Annotated in this window: 11 protein-coding genes; 10 read left to right on the top strand and 1 reads right to left on the bottom strand. The window is 64.5% G+C overall.

Annotated elements, in window-relative coordinates:
- Window positions 1-310: 310 nt before the first annotated feature.
- From AKL29_RS08575 to AKL29_RS08555, 5 genes are all read left to right on the top strand, one after another.
- Complete coding sequence (locus AKL29_RS08575) at window positions 311-1,288, top strand: Bug family tripartite tricarboxylate transporter substrate binding protein (RefSeq protein ID WP_430648860.1); 978 nt, start codon at window positions 311-313, stop codon at window positions 1,286-1,288.
- A 226-nt stretch (window positions 1,289-1,514) separates the two neighbouring features.
- Window positions 1,515-2,390: an S-methyl-5'-thioadenosine phosphorylase gene (locus AKL29_RS08570; protein ID WP_050383825.1), complete on the top strand. Its 876-nt coding sequence runs from the start codon at window positions 1,515-1,517 to the stop codon at window positions 2,388-2,390.
- Window positions 2,391-2,430: 40 nt separating this feature from the next.
- Complete coding sequence (gene mtnA, locus AKL29_RS08565; protein WP_050383824.1) at window positions 2,431-3,531, top strand: S-methyl-5-thioribose-1-phosphate isomerase; 1,101 nt, start codon at window positions 2,431-2,433, stop codon at window positions 3,529-3,531.
- 76 nt (window positions 3,532-3,607) lie between these two features.
- Window positions 3,608-4,150, top strand: coding sequence for a tripartite tricarboxylate transporter TctB family protein (locus tag AKL29_RS08560; protein WP_050383823.1), 543 nt, complete (start codon window positions 3,608-3,610; stop codon window positions 4,148-4,150).
- Between the two features lie 22 nt (window positions 4,151-4,172).
- A complete protein-coding gene (locus AKL29_RS08555) occupies window positions 4,173-5,684 on the top strand; it encodes a tripartite tricarboxylate transporter permease (protein WP_038380818.1) in 1,512 nt (503 codons plus the stop codon).
- 55 nt (window positions 5,685-5,739) lie between these two features.
- On the opposite strand, the gene AKL29_RS08550 is transcribed toward AKL29_RS08555, so the two are convergent.
- Entirely contained in the window at window positions 5,740-6,933 is a 1,194-nt protein-coding gene (locus tag AKL29_RS08550; protein WP_050383822.1) for a CaiB/BaiF CoA transferase family protein, read from the bottom strand.
- 296 nt (window positions 6,934-7,229) lie between these two features.
- Here AKL29_RS08550 and AKL29_RS08545 point away from each other — a divergent pair, with 296 nt between their 5' ends.
- From AKL29_RS08545 to AKL29_RS08525, 5 genes are all read left to right on the top strand, one after another.
- A complete protein-coding gene (locus AKL29_RS08545; protein ID WP_050383821.1) occupies window positions 7,230-8,783 on the top strand; it encodes a lipopolysaccharide biosynthesis protein in 1,554 nt (517 codons plus the stop codon).
- A gap of 2 nt (window positions 8,784-8,785) precedes the next feature.
- Window positions 8,786-10,624 (top strand): asparagine synthase (glutamine-hydrolyzing), encoded by a 1,839-nt coding sequence (asnB, locus tag AKL29_RS08540; RefSeq protein ID WP_050383820.1) that lies wholly within the window; start codon window positions 8,786-8,788, stop codon window positions 10,622-10,624.
- A gap of 3 nt (window positions 10,625-10,627) precedes the next feature.
- Window positions 10,628-11,722, top strand: coding sequence for a glycosyltransferase family protein (locus tag AKL29_RS08535; RefSeq protein ID WP_050383819.1), 1,095 nt, complete (start codon window positions 10,628-10,630; stop codon window positions 11,720-11,722).
- Window positions 11,723-11,872: 150 nt separating this feature from the next.
- Entirely contained in the window at window positions 11,873-12,712 is an 840-nt protein-coding gene (locus AKL29_RS08530; protein ID WP_063779897.1) for a methyltransferase domain-containing protein, read from the top strand.
- Window positions 12,709-13,278 (top strand): acyltransferase, encoded by a 570-nt coding sequence (locus AKL29_RS08525; protein ID WP_050383817.1) that lies wholly within the window; start codon window positions 12,709-12,711, stop codon window positions 13,276-13,278. Before AKL29_RS08530 ends, AKL29_RS08525 begins: the two co-directional genes overlap by 4 nt.
- Window positions 13,279-13,355 lie beyond the last annotated feature (77 nt).

Below are 13,355 nucleotides of genomic sequence, written 5' to 3'. Positions count from 1 at the left end.
CGCGACCCGGGACCCATAACCACCGAAGGTCATTGTCGCATACGCTGGAGCCACAGCTCGCTTCAACAACGAACGTCTGTGGTTATGGGTCCCTGCTTTTGCAGGGACGACAGCGAACAAGCGGCGCGCCTCTGGCCACCCTACACGGTCTGCTCCATTGGCAAACGACGCCCACCTCATTCCAAAGTCATAGGCCATGCGGCAGTTCGCGGCTTGAACTCAGCGGCATTCTCGGCACAATGATGGCGCCCGCCACCTCGCAGGTTTTGCCAAGCCGAACAAATAGATAGGGAAGAAACACGTGGGACAGATTGTAAAAACCACGGCTGCAATCGCGGCCCTCTTGCTGAACACGCCGGCCTTTGCCGGCTGGGAGCCGAGCAAGCCGGTTGAAATCGTGGTCGCGGCCGGTGCCGGCGGCGCCTCCGACCAGATGGCGCGCATGATGCAGGCGGCGATCCAGAAGAACAATCTGATGAAGCAGCCGATGGTGGTGTCGCTGAAGGGCGGCGCGTCGGGTGCGGAAGCGCTGATGTACATGAAGTCCAGCGAGGGTGATCCCAACAAGGTGTTGATCGCCTATTCGCTGATCTACATGCTGCCGCTGTCGGCCAAAATTCCGTTCAACTGGCGCGACCTCACCCCGGTGTCGGTGGTCGCGCTCGACCAGTTCGTGTTGTGGGACAATGCGTCGGGCCCCAAGACCGTCAAGGACTTCATCGCGGCCGCGAAGACAGCGAGTGCGCCGTTCAAGATGGGCGGCACCGGCTCCAAGCGCGAAGATCACGTGCTGACCGTGTTCATGGAGCAGAAGACCGGCGCAAAATTCTCCTACCTGCCGTACAAATCCGGCGGTGAGGCAGCGACCCAGCTGGTCGGCGGCCACACAGAGTCCAACGTCAACAATCCCAGCGAGAACCTCGAGGTCTGGCGCGCCGGACAGGTTCGCGCGCTCTGCGTGTTCGACAAGGAGCGCATCTCCTACAAGACCAAGGTCACCGACACGCAATCCTGGAACGACATCCCGACCTGCAAGGAAGAGGGGCTCGACGTGCAGTACCTGATGCTGCGCGCGATGTTCCTGCCGGGCAAGGTCACGCAGGAGCAGCAGGCGTTCTATGTCGACCTGTTCCAGAAGGTGACGCAGACGGCTGAATACAAGGACTACATGGAGAAGCAGGCGCTGAAGCCGATCTTCCTCACCGGCAAGGACATGGTCGAGTTCCTCGAGGATGACGACAAGCAGAATGCCTCGCTGATGAACGCGGCAGGGTTCGTCGCAAAATAGCGGATCCGCCGTCATTCCGGGGCGATGCGAAGCATCGAACCCGGAATCTCAAGATTCCGGGTTCACCCTTCGGGTGCCCCGGAATGACTGGGCCTGTTAGCTTGGAATTGCCTTGCAAGCGGCAGCGGCGCAGTGATTACTGCGCCGCAGTATGGCCGAACGTCCGGCGAGCCCGATCGGGCTGGGTCACCCCTCCGGCGCCGTTGCGGGACCGTGAGGAGCGATCATGAGCAAAGCCGTGTTGGGGATCATCGGTGGATCCGGCATCTACGATCTGCCGGGCCTGGAAAATGTCCGCGAGGAGGCGATCACAAGCCCCTGGGGCGAGCCGTCCGCGCCGCTCCGCCGCGGCGAGATGGCGGGACTCCCGATCGTGTTCTTGCCGCGCCACGGCCATGGACACGCGCTGTCGCCGTCCGACATCAACTATCGCGCCAATATCGACGTGCTGAAGCGGGCGGGGGTCACCGACCTCGTCGCGCTGTCCGCGTGCGGCTCGTTCAAGGAAGAGCTGCCGCCGGGCACGTTCGTATTGGTCGACCAGTTCGTCGATCGCACCCACAAGCGCGAGAGCTCGTTCTTTGGCAGGGGCTGCGTCGCACATGTCTCGATGGCGCATCCGGTGTCGCCGTTGCTGGCGAGGCATCTGGCGGCTGCTGCCGAGGCCGAAGATATCGCGTTCGCCCGCGGCGGCACTTACCTCTGCATGGAGGGGCCGCAGTTCTCCTCGCTCGCCGAAAGCCTGACCTACAAGGCGCAGGGCTATTCGGTGATTGGCATGACCAACATGCCGGAAGCCAAGCTCGCCCGCGAGGCCGAGATCTGCTACGCCAGCGTGGCGATGGTCACCGATTTCGATTGCTGGCATCCGGCCCATGATGCCGTGACGGTCCAGGATATCATCCGCGTGCTGAATTCGAATGCCGAGAAGGCAAAGGCGCTGGTCGCGCGGCTGGCGCGGGATTTCCCGCGCGAGCACGAGCCGTGTCCGGTCGGTTCGGATCGGGCGCTTGATACCGCGCTGATCACGGCGCCCGCGGCCCGCGATCCTCAATTGCTTGCGAAGCTCGATGCCGTGGCTGGAAGGGTGTTGCGGTCGTGAAGAAGTCCTCCAGGGAGCGCGCGACGCGAAGGGCGTAGGCATGAAGGTCGATGGACGACATTTTCGCAGCATCTGGCTCGAGCCCGACGGCTGGTCGGTCGGCGCGATCGATCAGCGCCGGCTGCCGCATGAATTCATCGTCGCCAAACTCACCACCGCGGACGAGGCCGGCGAGGCGATCCGCTCGATGCTGGTCCGCGGCGCGCCGCTGATCGGCGCCACCGCGGCCTATGGCATGGCGCTCGCGATGCGCGCTGATGCCTCCGACGCGGCACTCGAGCGCGCCGGCAAGATGCTGCTGGCGACCCGGCCGACCGCGATCAATCTGAAATGGGCGATCGACGAGATGCAGCGCGCGCTCGTGCCGCTCGCGGCCTCGGCGCGCGCCGAGGCGGCCTACGCCCGTGCCCGCGAGATCGCCGACGAGGATGTCGAGATCAATCGCGAGATCGGCCGCCACGGGCTCGGCCTGATCGAGACGGTTGCCGCGACCAAGAAGTCGGGCGAGGTGGTGAACGTCCTGACGCATTGCAACGCCGGCTGGCTTGCAACCGTGGATTGGGGAACGGCGACATCGCCGATCTACCAGGCGCACGATCACGGCATTCCGGTCCATGTCTGGGTCGACGAGACCCGTCCGCGCAATCAGGGCGCTTCGCTCACCGCCTGGGAACTCGGGCACCACGGCGTGCCGCACACCGTGATCCCCGACAACACCGGCGGCCATCTGATGCAGCACCGCATGGTCGACCTCGCGATCGTCGGGACCGATCGCGTCGCCGCCAATGGCGACGTCTGCAACAAGATCGGGACCTATCTGAAAGCGCTCGCGGCCCACGACAACGGCGTGCCGTTCTATGTGGCGCTGCCGTCGCCGACCATCGACTTTAGCATCGATGACGGCGTCAGGCAGATTCCGATCGAGCAGCGCGCGGCCGCCGAGGTGACGCACCTCACGGGACGCACGGCGGATGGCCGGATCGAGACCGTGCGCGTGGTTCCGGACGGCTCGTCGGTGGCCAATTTCGGCTTCGACGTCACGCCGGCGCGGCTGGTGACCGGATTGATCACCGAGCGCGGCGTTCTCAAGCCGGAGCGTGCTGCACTTGCGAGCGCCTTTCCCGAACGTTCCACCGTTTAGCTGAAGGCTGCATTGACGGTGGTTGCATCAGCACGCTATCCCAATCGTTGCCCTCGCAACCCAGACCGTCTCATCCATGTCCAATACCGAACTTGAGATCGTCGTCGACGATCCGACCGCACCTGAAGATAACTCGCCGGCGGTCGTCAGCACCGGCGTCGTCGACGTCGTCGTGTCGCTGCTCTTGCTTGCGCTCGCCGTAGTGCTCGGCTGGGACAATTGGCGCACCGGCGCGTCGTGGGACTCGACCGGGCCGCAGCCGGGCTATTTTCCGTTCTACCTCTCGGTCATCCTCGGCGGCGCCAGCCTCTATGGCCTCGGCGCGGCCTTTCTTTCGCGCCGGGAAGCCGCCGAGACCTTTGTCACCCGGGCCCAGCTTCGCCGGGTGATGGCGGTGTTCGTGCCGACATTGCTGTTCTGCCTCGCCACCCAATATCTCGGCCTCTACGTCGCGAGCTTTTTCCTGATCGCAGGCTTCATGCGCCTCGTCGGCAAGATCGCGCTGTGGAAGTCACTGCTCACCGCCTTCGTCTTCACCGCCGTGATGTTCGTGACCTTCGACATCGTCTTCGACGTCATCATGCCGAAGGGGCCGCTCGAAGCGGCTCTCGGCCGCTAGCGAACCGACAGAATTTCGAAACATGGAAGCCTTCGGTCTCCTGCTGCACGGCTTTGCCGTCCTTCTGACGTGGAAGACGTTGCTCTTGATGATGGTCGGGCTGGTGCTCGGCATCTTCGTCGGTGTACTGCCCGGGCTTGGCGGCCCCAACGGCGTCGCGATCCTGCTGCCGCTGACCTTCACGATGGATCCGACCTCCGCCATCGTGATGCTCTCGTGCATCTACTGGGGCGCGCTGTTCGGCGGCGCCATCACCTCGATCCTGTTCAATATCCCGGGCGAAGCCTGGTCGGTCGCGACCACGTTCGACGGCTATCCGATGGCGCAGCAGGGCAGGGCGGCCGAAGCGCTCACCGCGGCATTCACCTCGTCCTTCGTCGGTTCGCTGGTCGCGGTGCTGCTGATCACCTTCCTGGCGCCGATGATCTCGTCGTTTGCGCTGAGGTTCGGCCCACCGGAATTCTTCGCTGTCTATCTCCTGACCTTCTGTTCCTTCGTCGGCCTCGGCCGCGAGGCCAAGCACAAGACTGTCATTTCGATGTCGCTCGGGCTGCTGCTCGCCGGCGTCGGCATGGATACGGTGTCCGGGCAACTGCGCATGACCTTCGGCTCCGCGGAGCTCCTGCGCGGCATCAACTTCCTCGTCGCGGTCATCGGCCTGTTCGGCATCAGCGAGATCCTGCTCACGATGGAGGAGCGCCTTGCGCTGCGCGGACACGCCGCCGGCATCAGCCTGCGCGTCGTGCTCTCGGTGTGGAAGGACCTGCCGAAATACTGGGTGACGCTGCTGCGCTCGTCGGTGATCGGCTGCTGGCTCGGCATCACGCCCGGCGGCGCGATCGCGGCCTCCTTCATGGGCTACAACCTCGCCAAGCGCTTCGCCAAGGATCAGGAGAGCTTTGGCAAGGGCCGGATCGAGGGCGTGTTCGCGCCCGAGACGGCCGCGCATGCCTCGGGCACCTCGGCGCTGTTGCCGATGCTGGCGCTCGGCATTCCCGGCTCGGGGACCGCTGCGATCCTGCTCGGCGGCTTGATGGTGTGGGGCCTCAACCCGGGGCCGCTGCTGTTCGTCGAGCACAAGGATTTCGTCTGGGGCCTGATCGCCTCGATGTATCTCGGCAATGTCGTCGGCCTCGTGCTGGTGCTGACCACGGTTCCGATCTTCGCCTCGATCCTGCGCGTACCGTTCGCGGCCGTAGCGCCGATGATCGTGGTGTCCTGCGCGATCGGCGCTTACGCGATCCAGAATGCGATGTTCGATATCTGGCTGATGCTGGGCTTCGGCGTCGTCGGCTATGTCTTCAAGAAGATCGGGATCCCGCTCGCGCCGTTCACCCTCGCATTGGTGCTCGGCAACCGCGCCGAGGACGCGTTCCGCCTCTCGATGATCGGCTCCGGCGGCGACATGAAGGTGTTCTGGTCAAACGGCCTGGTCGGAACCATCACGACACTGGCGATCGTGCTGCTGTTCTGGCCGGTGATCGACAAGGCGTTCGTCGGGCTCGGACGAATGCTGCGGCCTGCACGGGCGTAGTCGCGGTCCGGGATCTGGCGACCTCGAACCGCTAGGCATTGGTGGTTTGATACCGTCAAACCACCTTGCGCTGACGGAGCTCGGCGATCTCTTCCTTGCCGAAGCCGAATTCGGCCAGCAGCTCCTCGGTCTGCTCGCCGAACTCCGGCGGGCGGGCGGCCATCCTGCTCGGCGTCCGCGACAGCGTCACCGGTTGGCTGACCAGCTGGATCTGCCGGTTCTCGTCATTGGGCACGTGCTGGGCCATGCCGAGATGCTTGACCTGGGCATCCTCGAACATCTGGTCGATCGAGTAGATCGGCCCGCACGGCACGCCGGCGGCGTTCAGCTCCTGCACCCAGGTCTCGGTCGATTTCTTCTCGGTCAGCGCGCCGATCCTCGCATTCAGCGCGTCGCGGTTCTTCGAGCGTGCCGGCGCGGTCGCGTAGTCGGGGTCGGTGATCAGCTCGGGCGCGCCGATCGCCTGTGCACAACGCTCCCAGATCCGCCCGCCTGTTGTGGCGATGTTGATGTAACCGTCGGAGGTCTTGAACACGCCGGTCGGGATCGAGGTCGGATGGTTGTTGCCGGCCTGCTTGGCCACTTCCTTTTCCATCAGCCAGCGTGCCGCCTGGAAATCCAGCATGAAGATCTGGGCCTGCAGCAGCGAGGTCTGCACCCACTGGCCTTCGCCGGATACGTCGCGTTCCAGCAGCGCCGTGAGGATGCCGATCGCACAGAACAGGCCCGCGGTCAGATCGGCGACGGGAATGCCGACCCGCATCGGTCCGCCGCCGGGCGCGCCGGTCACCGACATCAGCCCGCCCATGCCCTGGGCGATCTGATCGAAACCCGGGCGCTTGTGATAGGGGCCATCCTGGCCGAACCCGGAGATGCTGCCATAGACGATCCGCGGATTGATCTTGCGGATGCTCTCGTAATCGATGCCGAGCTTGGCCTTGACGTCCGGCCGGAAGTTTTCGACCACGACATCAGCCTGTTCGGCCAGCCGCTTGAACACCTCGAGCCCCCTGGGGTCCTTGAGGTTCAGCGTCATGGCGCGCTTGTTGCGATGCAGGTTCTGGAAATCGGAGCCGCCGCGCGGGCCGCCCGGCTGCTCGCCACCGCTATCCTCCAGAAGCGCATCGATCTTGACGACATTGGCGCCCCAATCGGCGAGCTGACGCACGCAGGTCGGCCCAGACCGGACCCGGGTCAAATCCAGCACGGTGAAACGGGACAGGGCTTGGGATGCGCGGGGAAAGGGCATTGAGACACCTCTTGTTGGGCGGGCTGCCCGGGGGCTTGAGCCCATCTGCCATAGACAATTTGGCAGGCCTTTCCAACTGTTACCCGGATCACAAACAGGGCCGAAAACAACCAGCCATGGTTCCGTGGAGATCGGCTCCTGTATTTTGCGGCCCTGGTCTGGCCTCACGCCTCCCCGCCGTCCGCCAACTCTCGACAATCACCGCGCCGGCTGCTAGCCCGTCGCCATGCCGAATGGGTTTTGCCCTTACGGAAGAGGCACTTGAGGCGTATCGGAGCGATGGACCGAAAGCGGGCATGGCGGTGAGAAAGGGTCCATCCCATCTGCTCGGTAACTCGGCATGGAACGCGACCGCCTTCGCGGTCGCGGTGCTGCTCAATCTCGCGATCCTGCCGTTCGTGATTTTCCGGCTCGGTCTCGCCGCGTTCGGCGTTGCGGGTCTGGTGACGGCCTGTGTCGCGCCGGCGCTGATGTTCAGCAATGCGCTCGGCCTTTCGACGGCGCGCGAGCTCGCGCAAAGGTTGGAACCGTCCGACCGCGATCAGGCGCAGCGATTTTTCGCGACCGCTCTCGTGCTTGCCATCGTCCTTGGCGGCCTGATCGCGGCGTTGCTTGCCTTTGCCGGCGCGCCGCTCGCACGACTGGGATTCCACCTCGGCGGCCCGGCCGCCGACGATCTCGGACTCGCCTTCGCATTCGCCGGCGCCGGTTGGCTGTTCCAGTGCCTGTTCGCCGTCTTCCTCTCGCTGTTCACGGCGCGTCAGGACTATCGGCGGATCGCGTCGATCAGCATCACCGGCACGGTGGTGACGACGATGTCGATGCTGCTGCTGATCCCCTACGCGCCGCGTGCCTCGACCTTCCTCGGCTGTCAGGCCTTGGGCTTTGCAACAAATCTCGTGATGGCCTTTGCCTGGTCGCGCCACGCCATCAGTGACTGGCTGGCACGGCCGGCGCTCGATCGCGGTGCGCTGCGTGCGCTGGTCAAGCTTGGCGGTTGGCAGTTCGCGGCGCAAAGCGGCGCGCTGTTCGCCGGGCAGGCGGACCGCTATCTGCTCGGCGCGCTGTTGCAGCCGCAATTCGTCGGCTTCTACAGCGTCGCGCAGCGGCTGGAGGAGGCTGTCTATATCGGTGTGCTGAAGATCGGCGAGATCTTGTTCCCGTTCTTCAGCACCCTGCAGAGGGAGGATGACGATCGCAAGGTCGACCTCCTGCTTCGCTCGTCCTGGATTCTCAATGTGCTTGCCGCGAGCGCGCTGGGCGGCCTGATCCCGGCCGCAGGCGCATTGCTGCATCGATGGACCGGCGCCGAGATCGCCGCCGAGGCCCAGCTGGTGCTGGTGGTGCTCGCGATCAGCGGAATATTGGGGTCCAGCGCCAATGTGTTTGCGTTCTATCTGCTGTCGCAGGGGCGCTCCAGTTCCAACGCGCTGATCTCGCTCGTCACGGGCATCTTCACGCTGGCGACCAGCGCCGTCGCGTTGCCGTATTTCGGCTGGCAGGCGGCCGGTTGGAGCTCCTGCGTCGGGATGGTCGCCCAGATGGTGATCACCGTGCTGTTGCTGCAGCGAACCTTCCGCCTTTCAGATATGTGGTCACGGATGTTGCATTTCGTATTGATCCCGCTCGGCACGGGAGTAGCCATCGCGCTGGCGCTGCGTTCGCAGCTCGGCCACGCGTCATTCGACCACGCGCCGTCATGGTGGTATGTGGTGTCACTCTACGGCGTGTCGGCGGCGGCCATCTTTGTCGCCGCCGTTGCCGCGTCGCAGCTCGGTCCCTACCGCGCCGTGTGCTGGCGGGATCTCCGCGTCATCAGCAGTCGCTTCCTGCCCTTCAAGGCCATCTAGACATGTGCGGCATCGCAGGCATCGTCAATCTGCGCGGCGCTCCCGTGGAGCCGGCCGACATCTCGCGGCTCACCAAATTGATCGCGCATCGCGGTCCGTTCGGCGAGGGCACCTGGTTCAATGCCAAGCGAAACGTCGCCTTCGGCCATCGTCGGCTCGCCATCATCGACCCCGGCGAGGGCGGCTATCAGCCGATGGCATCGGGCGATGGCCGCCATGTGATCGTCTACAACGGCGAGATCTACAACTTCCTCGAATTGCGCCGCGAGCTCGAGGCGAAGGGCGCGGTTTTCCGCAGCCAGTCCGATACCGAAGTGATCCTTGCCGCCTGGCAGGCATGGGGCGAGGACATGCTGCTGCGCTTCAACGGCATGTGGGCGCTGGCGATCTACGACACGGCCACCGATGATCTGTTCCTGGCGCGCGATCGCTTCGGCATCAAACCGATGTTGTATGCGCTGTCGTCCGAGCGGTTCGTTTTCGCGTCCGAGCAGCGGGCGCTGGCGCGGAGCGGGCTGGTTGAGGCGTCGCTCGATGTCGACGTGGCGCGGCGGCTGTTGCTTGACCCGTTCGGGATCGAAGGCAGCGAGCGGACGCTGTTCGCGCAACTGCGCCGCCTGCAGGGCGGCCACTGCATGTGGTTGCGCCAGGGGCGTGTGCAGGTGCGCCGCTGGTGGCGAACCGTGGACCATCTGCCGGCAATCCCGGATACCGAGAGCGAACGCGTCGAGCGCTTTCGTGACCTGTTTCAGGATTCCGTCGCGCTGCGGATGCGCAGCGACGTTCCGATCGGGACCTGTCTGTCCGGCGGCTTCGATTCGTCCGCGGTGATCTGCGCCATGGCGACCCATGAGAAAGCCGGCATGGGGCCGCGTGACTCGACCGCCTGGCGGCACGCCTTTGTCGCGACCTTTCCCGGCGCCAGCAATGACGAGCGGCCGATGGCGGAGGAAGCGGCCGCGTGGGCCGAGGTGGCACCGAGCTTTCTCGAGATCGGCCGCTCCGACGCGCTCACCGACCTTGACCGCATTCTCGACGACAATGACGACGTCTATATCGGGCTGCCGAGCGCGCCTTGGCTGATCTATCGCGAGCTCCGGCGCCAGAACGTCACCGTGTCACTCGACGGCCACGGCGCGGACGAATTGATGGGCGCCTACCTGCAGGAGGGACAGTCGGCCGCATTCCGGATCCGGAACGCAGCAGCCGCGCTCACCTCACGATCGCAGCTGGCGCAGCGCGGCATCGACTTCCTGCGCGCGCAGATGATCAGGCGCGAGGGGCACTACTTCCTGCGCGGAGGTGCTGCGGCCGCGCCCGCGCCGCTGCCGCTGGTCGCCGAGGACGACGAATTGCCTGATACATGGGGTGCGTTGAACCGGCGCCTCTACCGCATGTTCCATTCGACCACGCTGCCTACCATTCTGCGCAATTTCGACCGACTCTCGATGGCGCACGGGATCGAGGTCCGCATGCCGTTCATGGATTGGCGGCTGGTCACCTACACGATGGCGCTGCCGGAAACGAGCAAGTCGGCGGATGGCCTGACCAAGGTGGTGGCGCGGCAGGCGATGGCGAACCTGATGCCCGAAACCATCCGCACCGCGCGCCGCAAGGTAGGCTTCAACTCGCCGATGCCGGAATGGCTGAATGGGCCATTGGCGGGGTGGACGGCACAGCTGCTCGATCGGAATGTTCCGGCTTTCGCCGAGTTCGTCGACGAAACGCCCCTTCGAAAGGCGGTCGGCCGCTTGACGGCGTCGCAGAGCTGGGATTGGAAGAGTGTCGGCCGGATCTGGCCTTATTTGAACATGAAATGGATGTTGGCAAGGTCCGCGTAACCAATGCGTCTGTTCCAGAATAGCGGTCTCTATCCGTCCTATTTGCCGAGGCTGAACCAGCTCGCGGCAAAAGCGTCAAGTTTCGACGCGCGCCGCGACGTGTTCCTGCATGATCGGTTTGGCGCCGCGCATTTTCTCAAGCCTGTGCTCGACGGCGCAGTTGAAGCCTTCTTCACGAATGGCGACGATGAGGTGCTGCAGCGCCAGTGGGCACGTGAGCAGGGCCTGAAGGAAGCGCCGACGCTCGAGGCCATTCTGCTCGCGCAGATCGAGCATCACAGAACCGAGGTGTTCTACAATCTCGATCCGGTGCGCTATCCGAGTGCGTTCGTCGCCAAGCTTCCCGGCTGTGTGAAGAAGACGCTGTGCTGGCGCGCCGCGCCTTCCGGAAATGCCGATCTCACCGCCTATGGCGCGGTGCTTGGAAACTTCCCCTCGATCCTCGAGGCGTGGCGCAGCAAGGGGTGCCGGGCGGAGCTCTTCTTTCCCGCGATCGACCCTGTCATGGAGCAGTACGGCCACGGCGAACGACCGATCGACGTGGCGTTTGTCGGTGGATATTCGCGGCATCATAGCGCGCGGGGCAGGACGCTCGAACAGGTCGCCGCGCTGGCAGCTGACCACAAGATCGTATTCTGCCTCGATGCGTCGCGGCTGACACGGCTTGCCGAAAGCGCGGTCGGTCGATTGCTGCCGCTGCGCAAGCACCGCCGCCCCGACGCCATCGCGCGAATCGCGAGGTTGCCGCTGTTCGGCAGGGACCTCTACGAGTTGTTCGGATCGGCGAAGATCGTGCTCAACGGCGCAATCGACATGGCCGGCAACGATCGCGGCAATATGCGCTGCTTCGAGGCGATGGGTTGCGGCTCGCTGCTCGTGTCGGATGCCGGCAACTATCCGGAGGCGATGCAGGACGGCGTCACGATGCGCAGCTACGACGCTCCCGAGCGGGCCGCCGAGGCGATCTCACGCAGCCTGCGGGATTGGCCTCAATGGGCTGCGATCGCCGCCTCCGGCAGGAGCCGCGTGCAGGAGACCTACAGCAAGGCCTCGCAATGGGCGCAGTTTATCGACCTCGTCGCGCGGATTGAGCCGTGATAGAGCGTTTTCGAGCGAAGTGGGCGCCGGTTCGCGCAGGGAAAATGCGTCAAAACAACAATCTGGAGCCCCGTTCCGATTCCATCGGAACGGAAAAGGCTCTAGACGGTGCACAGGGCCGGCCAGCGGGCGGGCGATCGGGCCGAGATGATGTCTGCAACTGACTTGATCCATCAGCTGAAATGGGCGGCCGACGGGCTCGCTGTGCCGCTGTTCAGGCTGCGGCCGCGGCCGTTCGGCCCGGGCTATCAGACGGTCAAGCGCGATACCATCACCGCGGCGATCGACGCAGGCCTGCTACAGGCAGGAAAGGAGCTTCCGCCCGGCTACGGCGTCGCCATGGACGAGCGCGTGGTGGAATATCCCTGGGTCTATGCCCGATTGAACAATGTCGGCAAGATGCTGGACGCGGGATCGACGTTCAACCACGATTTCCTGCTGCAGCGTCCGCCGCTGCGCGGCGCGGATCTCACCATCATGACGCTGGCGCCGGAGAAGCGATGCTATTGGCATGACGGCTACTCCTATGTGTTCGGCGATCTTCGCAACACGATGTTCGGCGATCAGGTTTTCGACACCGTCGCCAGCATTTCGACGATCGAGCACATCGGCCTCGACAATCAGATGCTGTACACGGGCGATCCGCGCGACGCCGAGACCGATCGCGACGGCTTTGTTCCGGCGGTGCGGGAGTTCAAGCGCATTCTCAAGCCCGGCGGGACCTGCTTGATCTCGGTGCCGTTCGGCAAACGCGACAATCTCGGTTGGTATCAGGTGTTCGATCTCGCCATGATCGAGCGGATCATCGAGGCATTCGGCGCGGCATCCTCTCATGTCGACTATTTCGGCTATTCGCGGCAGGGCTGGTCGCGCCAGAGCGCCGAGGCGCTCGCCGGCGCGACCGTTTTCGACGTCCACACCGGCAAAGGGCAGGGCAATGACCTTGCGGCGTCGTCGCGCGCCGTTGCTTGCCTGCAGTTGACGGCATGAATGTCGATTACCTGATCCAGCGCCTGATCGGTCGCGCGACGTGCCGGCTGCAGCCGGACGCGGCGCTCGGCCGCTATGCCAGGATCAGAAATATCAGCGGCGATTCCGACAAGATCGTCGTGGGCCGCAATAGCCGCATCCTGGGTGAACTCCTGACCTTCGCGCATGGTGGCGAGATCAAGATCGGCGAATGGTGCTACGTCGGAGAAGGAACCCGGATCTGGTCGGCGGCGTCGATCGAGATCGGCAACCGCGTCCTGATCTCGCATTCGGCGAATGTCTTCGACAATCTCACGCACCCGCTGCGGGCGGCCGAGCGGCACAAACAGGTCCAGCAGATTTTCACCCGCGGGCATCCGAACGATATCTCGCTTGATGAGAGTCCAGTCAAAATCTGCGATGATGCCTGGATCGGCGCGGGTGCGATGGTCTTGCGCGGTGTGACGGTGGGCCAGGGCGCTATCGTCGCGGCCGGCGCGGTCGTAACCAGGGATGTCGCGGCGTTTTCGATCGTGGCGGGCAATCCGGCCGTATTGGTGAGGGAGCTTGGGCCCGATGAACGGTGAGCGCAAGTTTACCACCTGGGAGGACGCGGTGGTCTGGCTGCGCAATCAGCCGGATCAGCGCCAGCTTGTGCTCGATG

This window comes from Bradyrhizobium pachyrhizi, assembly GCF_001189245.1.
GTDB lineage: Bacteria > Pseudomonadota > Alphaproteobacteria > Rhizobiales > Xanthobacteraceae > Bradyrhizobium > Bradyrhizobium pachyrhizi.
The sequence above is the reverse complement of the archived record's forward strand: the minus strand, read 5'-3'. Positions and strand labels throughout refer to the sequence as shown.